Source organism: Nonomuraea sp. CA-143628 (assembly GCF_050942315.1).
GTDB lineage: Bacteria > Actinomycetota > Actinomycetes > Streptosporangiales > Streptosporangiaceae > Nonomuraea.
Genome location: NZ_CP192072.1, coordinates 2,283,902 through 2,299,312, shown reverse-complemented (window position 1 = coordinate 2,299,312; position 15,411 = coordinate 2,283,902). Strand labels below are relative to the sequence as shown.

Sequence of the window (15,411 nt, the reverse complement as noted above, 5' to 3'; positions counted from 1 at the left end):
CCTCACCTGCGCACCCGGCATCGACCAAAGGCGTATCGGCCTTAGGCGGACCAGCCGAAACCGTATCGACCAACAGCGAATCTGCCGAAACCGTATTGACCAACGGCAGATCGGCCGAAGCAGTATCGGCCATGGGCGGATCGAGCAAGATCGAGCAAGAGGGATCGAACTGGGCGTGAGAGCGTCACGTGCCCCATGTCTCCACCCGGCGGACCTCGGCCTCGGTCATGAGCCCGACCTTGGACGTCATGAACCCGGTCGCCTGCTCACGCCACTGAGCCGGGATCTCGTCGAGCGCCGGCGGGTAGCAGTGGTCGAGCCAGCTCGTCGACTCCTCCGTGGCGTCGAAGTAGTCGAGCGCCTTCCCGAACAGCGTGTCCTCGATGCCGGGCACCCTCGCCAGGCCGTACTCGACCATCTCCTGTCCCCCGTACGGCGGAGGCTGGAGCCACTTGCGCACCCGGGGGTCGTCGGCGGTGAAGGGCGTGTCGAGCGGTCGCCGTTCGACGGCGGCCTGAATGAGCTCCTTGTACAGGCACTTGCCGCACCTGCGACACGGACCGTCGGTGCCCTGCAGACACCATCGGACGTGCTCCTTGAGCTCCGAGCTCAGCGCCAGTCGCATGGTGACCGCTTCGCTCACGCCGCCCACGGGGAGCACGATGTGTACGCCCGCCGCCGCGAACAACCGCCCCCACGCCCCGTGCGGCGCCCACATCAGGTTGTCGGGCGTGTAACGCAGGAGATAGCGATCCCCGCCGAGCCACCGTGAACCCAGTTCATACCCGAACGCCAGTCCACCGAGATCCATCTGGTCTGCGAGGAGTAATGCCCCTGCCGCGACCGCGTGGTGTTCCGGGTATCCGGGCCGGGGCTCGGACAGCGTGAATTCCAGGTCGGAGTCCACCACAGTGAGTTCCCGTCCGGTGCGCCTGGCCAGCCTGGCAAGGACGTCGGAGCGGTAGTGCGGCCACCGGTTCGGCACGCGGGGGTGCGGCACACGCCGGAAGTGCACGAACGGCGCCTCGGGATAGATGGTCGCCGCCGCCACGGAGTCCGCGCCACCGCTGTAGGAGATCGCCAGGTTCGTCCCGGTACGCCGGGCCTCCACGCCAACCGGCCCGACCTCGATCCCCCACCCGTCGTGCAACGCGGCGGCCACCTCAGGGGAGATGGCCCGGTCGAACACGATCTCCTTACGCGTCCACGGCGCCACCACTGTCCATGCGGCGACGGCGAAGAGGTCGGGGTGCGCGTCTCCGGGCACGCCGGCGATGGTGCAGGAGTTGGTGGCCAGCTTGACCGGGTGCTCGTCGGCAGCTCTGCCGGTGATCTCGTCGTCAGCCCCGAGCCGGAACGTCAGCTCGCCTCCCGACCAGCTCACGCGCATGACGAATCCTCCGTCCGCGCAGCATCACGAGGACGCGGTGTCCGTGACTTGAGGTCGTCGATCGCCTGCCAGAGGAGGACCTCGTTCTGGAGTACGCCATCCAGCGCCTTGGCCGTCTCCTGAGCCAGGCGGTGCGTGTCGTCGAGCCGGGCTTTGTCCGTGGGGGCGCTGGTGGGAGTGGCGGTGGTGGGTCTGGCGTTTCGCAGACGCTCGACCTCGTCCTGCAGGCTCGCCATCTCCCGGCGCAGGGTCTGGACCTCCCAAAGAGCGTCCCTGATGTCCTGACGGTGATCGCCGATGGAGATGTAGCGGGAATCGAACCACGTGCGCACGGCTTTGCGCAGGCGGGCGGGGACCAGGACGCGCATCATGAAACGCCACGATAGTGGTAAATCCACGGCTACCAGGACGCTGTTTCCGAATGGCAACCAAGCTATATGACTGGTGTCAACTTCCGCTGTCGCGACGGATAAATCGGCAGGCGTCCGACCACTCGTATCGCCCATACTCAGCCGTGTGAATCTCGTTGGCGTCGTCGGTGGTGGCGGCAGCAGTGTCGCCCAGATTGTCGCCGCGTCCACCCGCCGTCCGCCGTTCGTCCTGCTGTCCCCAGGAGTCTGATCGTGTCGTCCTGCCTGTCTTCAGGAGTCTGATCGTGGTCAAGGAGCTTGTAGCGCACGTACAGGAGGCGTTCGGGTGGGGTGAGGACGTCGTGGTGTCCGCGGGGCCGCGGGGCGCGCTGGGGCAGATCTGGCGGCTGGACGTCGGCCCGGCACGCTACGCGCTCAAGGAGATCTTCGCCGAGCCGCCGTCGGAGGCGTTGATCCAGGCTGAGCTGGCGTTCGGGCGGCGGGCGGCCGAGGCGGGGGTACGGCTGCCGGCGAGCCATCCCGACCGCGACGGCCGCCACCTGCTTGAACCGCCCGGCGGGACGTGGCTGCGCCTGTACGACTGGATCGACCTGCGGCCGGTCGAGCTGACGGCGCCGACCACGCCGGGAGAGATCGGGGCGCTGATCGCGCGTCTGCACCGGTGCGCCCCGGCCGCGACGGTCGAGCCGGACGGCGGACCGCCCGCTCGCTGGTACGACCGCGTCCCCACCACGCACGAGTGGGCGGAGGTGGCCGCGTCGGACGCGGTGTGGGCCGCGAGACTCGCCAATCTGCTGGCCACGCTGCCCGAGCTGTGCGCGGCCGTCGCGCCGGTCGATCCCGCCGAGCTGATCCTCTGCCATCGCGACCTGCACCCGGAGAACGTCCTCGCCGACTCCGCCGGTGCGCTCGTGGTCGTCGACTGGGACAACCTCGGACCGGCCGTACCGAGCCGGGAGCTGGCACGGGCGCTGTTCGACTGGTTCTGCGACGACTCGACCGCCGACCTCGAAGCCATGCGCGGCATGTACGAGGCGTACCTAAGCGAGGGCGGTCCAGGCCGCATCACGGACCTGGCGGACTTCACCATGCTTCTCGCGTCCCACCTGCACTTCCTGCTGGTCCAGGCCCGCGTCGCCCTCGACCCGCACGCCGAGCGACGGCACCGCGAGTGGGCGGAACGCGAGATCGACGAGGCGTTGCGCACCCTGCCGACCACACGGCAGCTGACCGACGTGCTGAAGCTCACGCGCAGTCGCTGACACGTGGCGGTGGGGCAGCCTCGGCGCTCCGCGTCCGCTGTCGCATCGAGCCTGTCCTAGGACCGCGCTAGAAGCTCTCTGGGCCGACGGGTAAACTCCCCGCGCGTGATCGACCTGGACGAACATGGCCGCCCCGAACCTCCGGTCGCGGCCGACGAAACCGCCACCCTCCTCGGCTACCTGGAGTACCAGCGCGCGACCCTGGAGTGGAAGTGCGCCGGACTGGACGCGGCCGGCCTGAACGCGACCGTCGGCGCCTCGACGATGACCCTCGGCGGGATGCTCAAGCACCTGGCCTATGTCGAGAGCTGGTGGTGCTCCCAGCGGCTGTACGGGAACGCCCCGGAGCCCCCGTGGGACACCGTCGACTGGGACGCCGATATCGACTGGGACTGGCACTCGGCCACCGAGGACACCCCCGAGCAGCTCCGCACGCTCTGGCAGGACACTGTGGCCCGCTCCCGCTCCCTGGTCGCGGACGCGCTGGCCGACGGCGGCCTGGACCGGCTGGCCGTGGTCCCCTGGGCCGACGGCCGGGTACCCAGTCTGCGGTGGATCCTGTTCCATCTGGTCGAGGAGTACGCGCGGCACAACGGCCACGCCGACCTCCTCCGCGAGGCAGTGGATGGACACACCGGAGAATAGCCACCCAGCGGACGGTCACCGAGCAGGCGACCCACCCGACCGAACGGGCGAATCCCGGGCGGCCTACCTGATCGATCAACCCCATGGACCCCTGCGAGGCGGCCCGAACCCGGACCACCTGGACGCGGCACCCGCCGCCTCGTAAACCAGCTCATCTACGCCGCGCGACACGAATATCATCACGGATAGCGACTCGCCGATACGCTGAGTGATTCATGTTACGACGTACCTGCTGATCTTTCGAGAGCGCCTCAGGAGGTTCGATGACACTCATTCACGCTGGTCAAGCGGTCGCTGTCGCGGCCGCTCTGCTCGTTGCCCCGTTCACGGCGGCGTCGGCGGCGAACGCCGACACCGCCGGCGCGGCGCTGCGGCTCCTTCCCAAGTTCTCGGCGACCCTGGTGGCCCGTCACAGCGGCAAGTGTCTCGACGTGGCGGGCGTCAGCACCGCCGACGGGGCCAACGTCCACCAGTGGACCTGCATCAACGGGCAGGCTAACCAGGAGTGGAACTTCGTGGCGACCAGCGACGGCTACTACACCCTCCGCGCGACGCACAGCGGCAAGTGCCTGGACGTCTCGGGTGTCAGCACGGCCGACGGCGCCAACGTCGTCCAGTGGACCTGCCTCAACCAGCAGCGCAACCAGGAGTGGAAGCTCGTCCAGAAGGACAACGGCTACTTCTCCCTCGTCGCTCGCCACAGCGGCAAGTGCCTGGACGTGGCGGGCGTCAGCACGGCCGAGGGGGCCAACGTCCATCAGTGGACCTGCCTGATCGGACAGCGCAACCAGGAGTGGCGACTCGCCTGAACGACGACGCCTGACGCCGTACGCCACACACGCGTGGTGTACGGCGTCAGGCGTCTCCGCCGTCGTTGAGGCGCCGCAGGAGATCGAGCAGGGTCGCGCGGTCGCCTGACGACAGGGGGGAAAAGCAGTCGGTCAGGACCTCGTCGGCGACCCGGTGCCCCGCGTCGAGCATCTGCTCCCCGGCCGCTGTCAGATGGTGCTCGATGCGTCGCCCGTGGCCTGGCCGGCGCTCGATCAGGCCCTGGGCCATCAGACGGCCGGCGAGTGTGCCGAACGCCTGCTCGCTCTGGAACGTCGCCGAGGCCAGGGCACGCGCCGGTGCCCCAGGTGACCGGCTGATCGCCCGCAGGGCATCCCACTGGGCCAGCGTGGTGCCGATGGCGGCGAGCCGGCTGTCCAGCGCCCGATGCTGCCGGTATTGGGCTTGCTTGACCGCTCTTCCAAGGACCTGCAGTTCACCGAACACGAATCGAGTTTAGCAGCTACTCAACTAGCTTATATCAACAAGTTTAGTTATGGTGTTGGCCATGCCTACGGCAAGCCACACCATCGCGCTCTACCCGGACCTGCCGCTCACCTTGTCCGAAGCCGGAACCGGCCGGCCCGTCCTGATCCTGCACGGCGGTGGCGGCCCGGCCACCGTCGCCGGGCTCGTCGACCACGTCGCGCGGACCGGCCACGCCATCGCCCCCACGCACCCCGGCTGGGACGGCACCGACCGCCCCGGCTGGTTCACCGGCATCGACGATCTCGCCCTCGCCTATCTGCACTATCTTCACGACCGGCAGCTGTCCGACGTGCTGGTCATCGGCTCCTCACTCGGCGGCTGGACCGCCGCCGAGATGGCCGTACACGACAACGCGGGGATCATCACCGGGCTCGTCCTGATCGACCCTGTCGGCGTGCACGTCGAAGCCGAGCCGATCAGAGACATCTTCACGCTCGACGCCCGGGGCGTCGCCGAGTACTCCTGGCACGACTCGGCCCGCTTCTACGTCGATCCCGCCGACATCCCCGCCGGGCAACTCGCCGTCCGGCAGGCGAACATGGCCACCGTACGCGTCCTGGCCGGCGACCCGTACATGTACGACCCCAAGCTCGCCCACCGCCTGGCCCGCGTCGACCTGCACACCCTGCTGCTCTGGGGTGAAAGCGATCGCATCGCCACCCCCGCCTATGGAGCGGCGTACGCGGCCGCCTTCGGCGACGCCCAGCTTGAGATCATCCCCGAGGCCGGCCACCTGCCACAGATCGAGCAGCCGGGAGCCACCTTCACCCTGATCGACACGTACATGCGCCAGACCACCGTCAAGGCCCAGTGACCCATCACTCCATGTTGGTGTGCCTGGCGCGCATCGCCTCTCCCGTGGCGCCGATCAGCGCCCCGAGCTTCAGCACCATCACCTCGAACAGCACGAACAGCGCGCCTTCATAGGCCGACCCCATCGGCAGCACGGACGTACGACGGTCGCCTGCCATGGTCTGCGCCGGGATCACGAGCATGGCGTCGGCGAGGTCCACCGCGCTGCTCTCGGATTCGGCGGTCAGCAGCAGGTTCGTCGCACCCGCCGCCGTCGCCGTCCGCATCAGCGCCAGGACCGTGGACGCTTCGCCGGGACCGGAGGTGGCCAGGAAGACGTCCTCGCGCCCCAGCGCCGGCATGGTCATGTCGCCGACCACCGCCACCGGCAGACCGAGATGGAACAGGCGCATCGCGAAGCCCTCGATCTGCAGCGCCTCCCGGCCGCAGCCGTAGACGCCGATCTTTCTGGCGTCGGCGATCAGCCGGCAGGCCGCGTCGATCGACTCTTCGTCGATCTTCGCGAGCACGGCGCCGAGCTCGTCGAGCACGCCGCGAAAGAGGTCGTCGTTCACGACACCCGGTGACATACCTGCATGGCTACCCGGTACTGCCCGTTCATATGACAAAACGTCCAGGTCGGCCGATGTCGGCCGACCTGGACGTCAACGAAACGATCAGCTGAGGTCGAACCGGTCCAGGTTCATGACCTTGTCCCACGCGGCGACGAAGTCCTCGACGAACTTCTTCTTCGCGTCGTCGCTCGCGTAGACCTCCGCGAGCGCGCGCAGCTCGGAGTTCGACCCGAAGACGAGGTCGGCCCGGCTACCGGTCCACTTGACCTCGCCCGTGTCGGCGTCGCGGGCCTCGAACGTGGTCGCGTCCTCGGACGTCGCCTTCCACGTCGTACCCAGGTCCAGCAGGTTGACGAAGAAGTCGTTCGTCAGCGACCCGGGGGTCGCGGTGAGGACGCCGAGCGACGACTGCTGGTGGTTCGCACCCAGGACGCGCAGACCACCGACGAGGACCGTCATCTCGGGGGCGCTCAGGGTCAGCAGGTTCGCCCGGTCGAGCAGCAGGTACTCGGCCGGCAGCCGGTTGCCCTTCCCGAGGTAGTTGCGGAACCCGTCGGCGACCGGCTCGATCGCGGCGAACGACTCCACGTCCGTCTGCTCCTGCGCGGCGTCCACGCGGCCCGGCGTGAAGGGGACCTCCACGTCGAAGCCGGCGGTCTTGGCGGCCTGCTCGACGGCCGCGGCGCCGGCGAGCACGATCAGGTCGGCGAGCGAGATCTGCTTGCCGCCGGTCTGGGCACCGTTGAAGGTGCTCTGGATGCCCTCCAAGGTACGCAGCACGATCGCCAGCTGGTCGGGGTCGTTGACCTCCCAGCCGCTCTGGGGCTGGAGGCGGACGCGCGCGCCGTTGGCGCCGCCGCGCTTGTCGCTGCCACGGAAGGACGAGGCCGACGCCCACGCGGCGGACACCAGCTGGGAGACGGACAGGCCCGAGGCCAGGATCTGGCCCTTGAGTGCGGCGATGTCCGCGGCGTCGACGAGCTCGCCCGTCACGGCGGGGAGCGGGTCCTGCCACAGCAGCGTCTCGGCCGGGACCTCAGAGCCGAGGTAGCGCACGATCGGGCCCATATCACGGTGGGTGAGCTTGTACCAGGCGCGGGCGAAGGCGTCCGCGAACGCGTCGGGGTTCTCGAGGAAGCGGCGCGAGATCTGCTCGTAGATCGGGTCGACGCGGAGCGCGAGGTCGGTGGTCAGCATCGTCGGTGCGACGCGCTTCGACGGGTCGTGGGCGTCGGGGACGGTGTCCGCCCCGGCTCCGTCCTTCGGCCGCCACTGGTTGGCGCCGGCGGGGCTCTTGAACAGCTCCCACTCGTAGCCGAACAGGATCTCGAAGAAGCTGTTGTCCCACGTCACGGGGGTGTTGGTCCAGATGCCCTCAAGGCCGCTGGTGATCGTGTCGGCGCCCTTGCCGGTGCCGAAGGAGTTGCGCCAGCCGAGGCCCTGCTCCTCGATCGAGGCGGCCTCGGGGTCGGCGCCGACGTTGTCCGCGGGGCCCGCGCCATGGGTCTTGCCGAAGGTGTGACCGCCCGCGATCAGGGCGACCGTCTCCTCGTCGTTCATCGCCATCCGGCGGAAGGTCTCACGGATGTCGCGAGCCGAGGCGAGCGGGTCCGGGTTGCCGTTCGGGCCCTCCGGGTTGACGTAGATGAGGCCCATCTGTACCGCGCCGAGGGGGCTCTCAAGCTCCCGGTCGCCGGTGTAGCGCTCGTCGCCGAGCCAGGTGGTCTCGGGGCCCCAGTAGACGTCCTCGTCGGGCTCCCAGACGTCCGCGCGACCGCCGCCGAAGCCGAAGGTCTTGAAGCCCATCGACTCCAGGGCCACGTTGCCGGTGAGGATCATGAGGTCGGCCCAGGAGAGCTTCTGACCGTACTTCTTCTTGACCGGCCACAGCAGGCGGCGCGCCTTGTCGAGGTTGCCGTTGTCCGGCCAGCTGTTGAGGGGGGCGAAGCGCTGCTGGCCGGCCCCGGCGCCACCGCGGCCGTCGCTGATCCGGTACGTGCCCGCGCTGTGCCACGCCATCCGGATCATGAACGGGCCGTAGTTGCCGAAGTCGGCCGGCCACCAGTCCTGCGAGGTCGTCAGGACCTCGGCGATGTCCCGCTTGACGGCCGCGAGGTCGAGGGTCTTGAACGCCTCGGCGTAGTCGAACTCCTCACCGAGCGGGTTGGCCACGGCGGGGTTCTTGGCCAGGATCCGCAGGTTGAGCCGCTCCGGCCACCACTGGCGGTTTCCGCCGCCCTGGGTCGGGTGCGGGGCGCGCTCGTGCGCGACCGGGCAGCCACCTGCTCCCTCCGCCTTCGGGTCGGTGACGATCGCGTCATGGTTCTCGGTCATGGAAATCCTTCCGGACTATGTGGATCATGTGCTCAGGAAGTACGGGCGTTGAACAGCTCAGGAAGTACGGGCGGTTGAACAGCCGGGGCACAGGCCCCAATAGATGACCTCGGCCTCGTCGATCGAGAAGCCGTGGGCGTCGGCCGCGGTCAGGCAGGGCACCTCGCCGACCGCGCAGTCGACGTCGGCGACGGCACCGCATGACCGGCACACGACGTGGTGGTGGTTGTCCCCCACGCGCCCCTCGTACCGCGCCGGGCTGCCGGCCGGTTCGATGCGGCGTACGAGTCCCGCCGCGGTGAGCGCGTGGAGCGCCTCATAGACGGCTTGCAGCGAGATGTGGCCCACGCGATCGCGCACCCCGGAGGCGATCGCCTCGACGCCGAGGTGGTCACCGTCCCGGACGGCCTGGAGCAGCGCGACGCGGGCCGCTGTCACCCGCAGGCCGGCGCCGCGCAACTCCTCGGCGATGGTCGGAGTGCTGGATGCGGTCATGCGACCAAACCTACCCACATAAACACGAATGGTACAAGATAACGAATTATCCAAGTCTAGTGCGCACCCGGGCACCGTTCATCTCATTGCGGCGCGACACGCCGTCTGGAGAGTGAGCCTGGGGAGCGCGGCCGTCGTAGGACGCCGTCAACCGACGTGACACCGGCCGCCTGCCGCCACATAGGCTCTGACCTGCGGAACTATCGTCCCGGGGCTGACGTCGAACGGGCGGGAGACAGACGTCGTGCAGGCGGGAGACAGCGGATACGACGTTGCTGTAGAGCATCAAGCCCGCAGTGCGCCGGCTGTCAGTGCCGCGTGGTACCCATGCGTGCATGACGGATACGACGTACGACGAATGGCTGGCAATCATCGACGAGCTCGCCGAAAGGCTTGATCCTCGGGAACGGTTGGCCTGCCTGTATGGTCTGATGGCTCCCTTACTCAACCGCGTCGAGCAAGAGGACGAGGAGCTGAGCGACGACCCTGTCCTGTCGACCCCGGACGCGGTGCGTGACCTGCGCAAGGCTGCCGCAGGAGAGCCAGTCGACGTCGACGCGGTGTACGAGCAGTTGACCGAGGTGGGTCTGTGCTATTCGGAGGACCAGGACCCGGAGCGGCACCTCGTGTCCCAGTCAGCCTACGCGGCGGCGGCCTGGCTGCAACTGCTGGCAGGGCGGAAGCTGCGTGCCACGGCATACCTCGAGGGCGACGATGAGGATCCGGTTCCGACGTTTGCCCCGTCGGCGTTCACGCGGATCGTCGACCTTCTGGCATGGACCCGGTCGGACCAGATCTATCTTCACTGGGAGGACGCCGTCGCCTATCCCGAGGACGGCGATCTTCCGGCCGCGATAGGCGAGCTTCGGGCGATGCACGTGGAGATCAGCGGCTTCGGCAGGGAGCGGCACTCATCTGACTTGTCTTCACCGGCCGAGTGATCGCGTGGCGTGGGCCGTGACGCACGCCCTAGGCGCCGGCCGCGAGCGCGGCCGGCGGCCAGGCCCTCGAGGGCTCATGCGAGCCGACTGTCCCTCCTCGCCGCCATCCGACGCGGCGCTGAGATCACTGACCGCCCATGTCGTTCATCCTGGCCCGCATGTCGGCCGTGCTGTTCTCGTGAGGGAACGGCTCGTCCGGGATCGGGAGGTCGAGCGCGGCGCACAAGGGCTGCCAGCCGTCGCCCGGCTGCCATTCCAGCAGCCGGCTCGCCGGTACGCTGGCGCGGACCACGGCGAGGTGCCGCTCGTAGGCCGCGATGACGCTGTCACGATCGAAGGGGTCCTCGAACGCACCGCCGAACAGCGCTTGAATCATCTCCTCCTTGGCGCGGGCCTGCTCAGGGGTGATATCGACGAGTGTCGGAGGCCGCCTGGAGTCGCCGCGCATCAGGCGGCGCGCCCCTTCCAGCACCGTCTGGTCCATGCTCTGGTACCAGCGCTCGGGACTTTCCCGCCGTGACAGCAGCACCAGCGCGTCCGGGAACTCGGCGGACAGCTCACGCCAGAACCACGACACCGGCCAGTCCACCCCGGCGGCGTACTCTCCGAGGAATCGGTGCCAGTCCGGCATGACGCCCGCGTAGGCGTCACGCCACACCGCGGCGTCGTCCGGTCGCACGAACACTTCCCGCATGTGGTAGCAGGGCGCCCCGAGCAGTTGCTCCAGCGCCGCCTTCAGCGACGTCGTCCCCGTACGCGGAAACCCCGCCCCCACGACTCGTAAACCCATACCGACCCTTCCCCTCTCACTCGCAGTGGCATTGCCGCGAACGCGTTCGCCTACCGGTCGGTTAGTAAAATACTTGCCGACCGACAGGTAAGCAAGGGCCCCCAGATCCTCGAGAGAGCTGAGCTGCACCGCCGTCTGGAACGCCGCCGCCTGGGACATCGCGGCGTCGTCCACATAGGTCACCGAGATCGCGTAAGTATGGTCGCGTCGCCAGACGTCAGGTGGAGTACTGGCCATCCCAGGGTTCGCAGAATCCGAGCCGGTCTGGAAAGAGCTCAGCCCAGTCGTCTTCATCTTCTTGGTCGCCGCGTCCTTGTTCGATGACCAGACCGAAGAGCACGCCATCGAACACATGCAGGAACGGCCCGATGGTGATGTCGGTGTATTCCCGCTGAGGAAGCGTCTCCAGAAGTTCGGCCATGGGCCCGCGCTCGGGCAAGGACCGAATCGGCGGCGTCGGGGCGGTGTTGCTGTTCCCGCCACGTCCCGCGTGGCGGCCCAGTTCGCCGCCGGAGCTGCGCAGGTCGGCCATTGTCCGACGCAAACGCAAAATGAACAGCTCGTCCCTCAAATCCGGCGTGACGAATAGTTCGCCCACGTTGATCGCCACTACGCCCCCTGCAGACTCGCGCGAAAGGCGGCGTGCGGGCGAGCCGCTAGGGCTGAAATGTCAGAGAAATGTCCTTGCCTTGTCCTTGTCCTGTCCCTGGCCGACGTTTGACACTTGACCTACGACATCACCTGCCAGTGCGGGCTAACAATCACGCATTAGGCGATGGCAGGAAAAGGAGGCGATTCGCAACTAGTGACGATGCTGGACCTCGAAAATTCGAATAACGAAAGAGGTACGATCAGTGCGTACAGCGGTAAAAACGACGAGACACTCACTGCGGGGAGCGTTGGCGTCGATGGTCGCGCTCGCTGCGCTCTTCTTAGGCCTTTCGATCGGAGCCTATCCGGCGGCGGCGCAGTCGACGGAGTCGACCGGCCTCGCCGCCACCCCGAACGTCACAGTCCGGGGTGGTGTCGGAAACATTCGCACCAAAACCTTTCCTTTTAATCCTGCGGGTGCCCAATCGGCGCGAGATGAGGTTCACGACAGGAGCAAATGTGGTGATGCGTTCTGCACCATCCAGATAGTGGCCGGTAACTACAAGGTCTTCAAGCTGTCCGGATGCGACACGTTCGATCTGCATGCCTTCGGGGGGCTCTTCGACTCTCATAATCATGGGTCCTTGACAGCGCAGTTCCTCGACCAGTGGAATACTCCGATCGGATGGTACAGGGGCGGCATGAAGGATCCCGTGCAGTGGGATCCGGTCTATGCGGTGAGGCTCTGCCAGCCGTAATCGGTGACGGAGCGTGTGACCGATCCGGCGCTGCCGCCACCGATCACATGCTCCGTTCCCACCGCCACCGATGATCTGTCTCATCGGCGCCGTCGAGGCGGAACAGCGCGACGATTGAGCCGATTCCTGGGCGCTGACGCAGTGGTCGGGTCGTGGCTGAGGCGTTCCGTGGCTCCCGGGCAGGGCCAGGCAGAGCTCGCCAGCCGCTCCAGCGCTCACACGGCGGGCCTCAGCGGGTGAGCGTGAGCGGGTTGACCAGGTCGGCGTAGACCAGCAGGCCCGCCATGATCATCATCACCAGCGCCATCGCGTACGTCAGCGGCAGCACCTTGGCGATGTCGACGTACCTGGGCTCCGGCCGCCGCGTGACCTTGGCGTAGGCCCGCTTGAGCCCCTCCCAGAGCCCGCCTGCGATGTGCCCGCCGTCGAGCGGCAGCAGCGGGATCAGGTTGAACATGCCGATCGCCAGGTTGAAGCCGGCCAGCAGGTTGACGAAGACGGCGATCTTCTCCTCGTTGGACAAGTCGGCGGCCAGGATCTCGCCGCCCATGCGGCCCGCGCCGACCACGCCCACCGGGCCCTCTGGGTCGCGTTCCTCGCCGGAGAAGGCCGCGTGCCAGATGCCGACCATCTTCTCCGGCAGGTTGAAGATCGAGCCCGCTGCCCTGGCCGTCATGCCGCCCATGTAGCCGATCACCTGGCCGACGCTCTGCTGCTCCATCACCTTGGTAGGCAGCACGCCGAGGTAGCCGACGTTCTTGTCGATCTTCTCGGGGTCTTCGGGGTTGGGCAGGTCTTGGACGATGAGCGTGACGTCGAGCGTCATCGGTTTGCCGTCGCGGACGATGCCGAGCTTGACCGGGCCGGGGCCGTGGGACCGGATCCGGCGGCGCGCGTCGTCCCAGGAGCCGATCGTGGCGCTGTCGAAGGAGACCATGTGGTCGCCCGGCTTGAGGCCCGCCTGCGCGGCCGGGGTGAGCTGGTCGCCGGGCTTGCAGGCGGTGCGCTGCTCGGAAATGGGGATCACGCACGCCTGGGTGGCGGGCGAGACGATCGGGGCGTCGGCGGGCAGGCCGATGCCGACCAGCAGGATGGTGGAGAAGACGAACGCGAGCACGAAGTTCATCAGTGGCCCGCCGGACATGATGATGACCTTCTGCCACCACTTCTTGCGGTAGAAGACGCGGTCGTCGTCGCCGGGCAGCACCTCTTCCTGCGCGGCGTCGCGGGCCGACTCGATCAGGCCCTGGAACGGGCCGGTGGCGTTGCTCCTGAGCTTGGTGGGGTCGTCACCCGGCCGGGGCGGCAGCATGCCGATCATGCGGATGTAGCCGCCGAACGGGATCCACTTGATGCCGTACTCTGTCTCGCCCTTGCGCCGTGACCAGGCGGTCGGGCCGAAGCCGACCATGTACTGGGTTACCCGCACGCCGAAGATCTTCGCGGGTACCAGATGGCCGATCTCGTGCAATGCGATGGAGAGCATCAACCCCAGGAGAAAGACGACGATCCCCACGAGATAGAGCCAGTTCATCGAGGCGCGCTCCAGAGCCGACGGCAAGGGGACCGAATGGCCCAGTTTCCCCAGAGTAACGCCCTCAGATCATGGTCGAGTGATCATTGAATGGTCCCAGGAGTGGCTGACAATCGGTTCCATTTCTCACTGCCGAAACCGTCGCCGCCGGGTTCGGTATCTGCCGGTCCACGCTTTACCAGGTCGTGGACGTCGGCCACGACGAAGTCGCCGATAGAGCGTTTCAGCGGCCAGGCACGGCTCGCTCCAACTCGACCAGCGCCAGCGGAGGACCGTCGCCGAAGTCGTGGTCGTGGGTCCTTCCGGTCTCGGCGAAGCCATTCTTGGCGTAGAAGCGGCGCGCTTGGGCGGAGTCCCGGAGCGTCCACAGATGCACGTCGTCGTACGCGGCGCCTCGCACTCGGTCCAAGATGGCCGTCAACAGGGCCTTCGCGATGCCGCTGCCCCAGACGTCCGGGTGGGCGAAGAAGGTATGGATCTCCGCGAGGCCGGGGCGGGAAGTGGAGGCCCCGAACCGGGCGAAGGCCCCCGGCCGCTCGTTCAAGCGCGCCAGCAGGATCGTGTCCACGCCATCCATGCCATCCACGCCCACGCCCTCGGCCAGAATGCTGTGCCACTTGGTGCGCCGCTCCTCGATCCCGGCCGCGGCGACCTTCGGCGTGCACAACGGGCCGTGCGAGACGCCCCAAGACAGGGCGTGGATCTCGCCGAGGATGTCCCCGTCACCGGGCTCCGCGGGGTGGACCGTGATCACGTCAGGCATGGCGTAGACACTAACTCGCCTGGCCTGGTCATTCCGCAGCGGAGCCCTCGCCTGCGACTCCCTGTCAATACGTGAACGCCCGATCGCCGTAGAGGGCGACCGGGCGTTCATGGCTGTCTGCGGCAAGGACGGATGCCCTTACTCAGAACTCGCCGTCCTTGGCTCCTGCCAGGAACGCTGCCCACTCGTCGGAAGTGAAGATCAGCACCGGCCCGTGCGGGTCCTTGCTGTCGCGAACGGCCACATGGTTGGGAACGAAGGCAACCTGCACACATTCACCGTTCGAGCCGCTGAAACTGCTGGTGCGCCATTGGGCATGGGAGAGATCTACTTTCTCCTTCGCCACCCCGCGCTCCTCTCACTTCGCGCTCGCAATTTGAGCTTGCAGTGTCACGCAGAACGCCACGACTGGATGGAAACGCCGGTGGCAGACCCGGCCACCGGATCTTGAATCTCCAAAGACAGGTTCTAACGGACGCAGGCGCGGCCGCCGGAGACGACCTGCTCGGTGACGGCACCGGCGGCGTCGGTGATGGTGACCTTGGCCGCGAAGAACCCCCCCGGTATGCAGTTGCCGTCCACCCAAGTGCGGCGGGTCACCGAGTTGTATTGGCTGATGCCGAGCCAAGTGTTCGAGACGTTGCTCCATTGGGCGGTGGCCGGGTCCGTGCCGCCCTCCCACTGCGCCTCACAGGTCATCCTGTAGACGCTGCCGACGGTACTACAGAAGGAGAAGGTGATGGTCGGGGCTGAGGTGGGAGCAGCTGCCGCCGGGGTGGCCTGAACCGTGGCAAAGGACAGAGCGCATAGGGCGGCGACGGCGGTTATGCGCTTCATGGTCCGCGACCTCATT

At 67.6% G+C, this 15,411-nt stretch carries 18 protein-coding genes; 6 read left to right on the top strand and 12 right to left on the bottom strand.

Annotation, left to right across the window (positions count from 1 at the left end):
• Positions 1-184 precede the first annotated feature (184 nt).
• Entirely contained in the window at positions 185-1,390 is a 1,206-nt protein-coding gene (locus ACQP2T_RS10740; protein ID WP_433516002.1) for a DUF6395 domain-containing protein, read from the bottom strand.
• Positions 1,381-1,761: a hypothetical protein gene (locus tag ACQP2T_RS10735; protein WP_433516001.1), complete on the bottom strand. Its 381-nt coding sequence runs from the start codon at positions 1,759-1,761 to the stop codon at positions 1,381-1,383. Before ACQP2T_RS10735 ends, ACQP2T_RS10740 begins: the two co-directional genes overlap by 10 nt.
• A 284-nt stretch (positions 1,762-2,045) precedes the next feature.
• Here ACQP2T_RS10735 and ACQP2T_RS10730 point away from each other — a divergent pair, with 284 nt between their 5' ends.
• The 3 genes from ACQP2T_RS10730 (at position 2,046) to ACQP2T_RS10720 (ending at position 4,477) form a co-directional block, all read left to right on the top strand.
• The gene (locus ACQP2T_RS10730) at positions 2,046-3,023 is read left to right on the top strand and encodes a phosphotransferase enzyme family protein (protein ID WP_433516000.1); all 978 of its coding nucleotides are present in this window, start codon (positions 2,046-2,048) and stop codon (positions 3,021-3,023) included.
• 105 nt (positions 3,024-3,128) lie between these two features.
• The gene (locus tag ACQP2T_RS10725) at positions 3,129-3,668 is read left to right on the top strand and encodes a DinB family protein (RefSeq protein WP_433515999.1); all 540 of its coding nucleotides are present in this window, start codon (positions 3,129-3,131) and stop codon (positions 3,666-3,668) included.
• A 263-nt stretch (positions 3,669-3,931) separates the two neighbouring features.
• Complete coding sequence (locus ACQP2T_RS10720; protein WP_433515998.1) at positions 3,932-4,477, top strand: RICIN domain-containing protein; 546 nt, start codon at positions 3,932-3,934, stop codon at positions 4,475-4,477.
• Between the two features lie 46 nt (positions 4,478-4,523).
• On the opposite strand, the gene ACQP2T_RS10715 is transcribed toward ACQP2T_RS10720, so the two are convergent.
• Complete coding sequence (locus ACQP2T_RS10715) at positions 4,524-4,943, bottom strand: MarR family winged helix-turn-helix transcriptional regulator (RefSeq protein ID WP_433515997.1); 420 nt, start codon at positions 4,941-4,943, stop codon at positions 4,524-4,526.
• A gap of 61 nt (positions 4,944-5,004) precedes the next feature.
• On the opposite strand from ACQP2T_RS10715, the gene ACQP2T_RS10710 reads away from it, so the two are divergent.
• A complete protein-coding gene (locus ACQP2T_RS10710) occupies positions 5,005-5,799 on the top strand; it encodes an alpha/beta fold hydrolase (protein WP_433515996.1) in 795 nt (264 codons plus the stop codon).
• A gap of 4 nt (positions 5,800-5,803) precedes the next feature.
• Here the strand turns inward: ACQP2T_RS10710 and ACQP2T_RS10705 are convergent, their stop codons facing one another.
• The 3 genes from ACQP2T_RS10705 to ACQP2T_RS10695 all read right to left on the bottom strand — a co-directional run bounded on the left by ACQP2T_RS10705 (position 5,804) and on the right by ACQP2T_RS10695 (position 9,181).
• Complete coding sequence (locus tag ACQP2T_RS10705) at positions 5,804-6,352, bottom strand: SIS domain-containing protein (RefSeq protein WP_433515995.1); 549 nt, start codon at positions 6,350-6,352, stop codon at positions 5,804-5,806.
• A gap of 102 nt (positions 6,353-6,454) precedes the next feature.
• Positions 6,455-8,686 carry a catalase/peroxidase HPI gene (gene katG, locus ACQP2T_RS10700; RefSeq protein WP_433515994.1) on the bottom strand — a complete coding sequence of 744 codons (2,232 nt, stop codon included), beginning with the start codon at positions 8,684-8,686 and terminating at the stop codon, positions 6,455-6,457.
• Between the two features lie 57 nt (positions 8,687-8,743).
• Entirely contained in the window at positions 8,744-9,181 is a 438-nt protein-coding gene (locus tag ACQP2T_RS10695) for a Fur family transcriptional regulator (RefSeq protein WP_433515993.1), read from the bottom strand.
• A 335-nt stretch (positions 9,182-9,516) separates the two neighbouring features.
• Between ACQP2T_RS10695 and ACQP2T_RS10690 the strand changes: the two genes are divergently transcribed.
• Positions 9,517-10,122 (top strand): hypothetical protein, encoded by a 606-nt coding sequence (locus ACQP2T_RS10690; RefSeq protein ID WP_433515992.1) that lies wholly within the window; start codon positions 9,517-9,519, stop codon positions 10,120-10,122.
• 124 nt (positions 10,123-10,246) lie between these two features.
• Here ACQP2T_RS10690 and ACQP2T_RS10685 read toward each other — a convergent pair whose 3' ends face one another.
• On the bottom strand, positions 10,247-10,912 hold the full coding sequence (locus tag ACQP2T_RS10685; protein WP_433515991.1) for a sulfotransferase family protein: 666 nt from the start codon (positions 10,910-10,912) through the stop codon (positions 10,247-10,249).
• A 217-nt stretch (positions 10,913-11,129) separates the two neighbouring features.
• Positions 11,130-11,522 (bottom strand): hypothetical protein, encoded by a 393-nt coding sequence (locus ACQP2T_RS10680; RefSeq protein WP_433515990.1) that lies wholly within the window; start codon positions 11,520-11,522, stop codon positions 11,130-11,132.
• A 298-nt stretch (positions 11,523-11,820) separates the two neighbouring features.
• Here ACQP2T_RS10680 and ACQP2T_RS10675 point away from each other — a divergent pair, with 298 nt between their 5' ends.
• Positions 11,821-12,261, top strand: coding sequence for a hypothetical protein (locus ACQP2T_RS10675; RefSeq protein WP_433515989.1), 441 nt, complete (start codon positions 11,821-11,823; stop codon positions 12,259-12,261).
• A gap of 229 nt (positions 12,262-12,490) precedes the next feature.
• Here the strand turns inward: ACQP2T_RS10675 and ACQP2T_RS10670 are convergent, their stop codons facing one another.
• From ACQP2T_RS10670 to ACQP2T_RS10655, 4 genes are all read right to left on the bottom strand, one after another.
• Positions 12,491-13,795 carry a M50 family metallopeptidase gene (locus ACQP2T_RS10670; protein ID WP_433515988.1) on the bottom strand — a complete coding sequence of 435 codons (1,305 nt, stop codon included), beginning with the start codon at positions 13,793-13,795 and terminating at the stop codon, positions 12,491-12,493.
• 223 nt (positions 13,796-14,018) lie between these two features.
• Entirely contained in the window at positions 14,019-14,558 is a 540-nt protein-coding gene (locus ACQP2T_RS10665; protein ID WP_433515987.1) for an N-acetyltransferase family protein, read from the bottom strand.
• A gap of 142 nt (positions 14,559-14,700) precedes the next feature.
• On the bottom strand, positions 14,701-14,904 hold the full coding sequence (locus tag ACQP2T_RS10660; protein WP_433515986.1) for a DUF397 domain-containing protein: 204 nt from the start codon (positions 14,902-14,904) through the stop codon (positions 14,701-14,703).
• Between the two features lie 122 nt (positions 14,905-15,026).
• Positions 15,027-15,395 carry a hypothetical protein gene (locus ACQP2T_RS10655; protein WP_433515985.1) on the bottom strand — a complete coding sequence of 123 codons (369 nt, stop codon included), beginning with the start codon at positions 15,393-15,395 and terminating at the stop codon, positions 15,027-15,029.
• Positions 15,396-15,411: the final 16 nt, after the last annotated feature.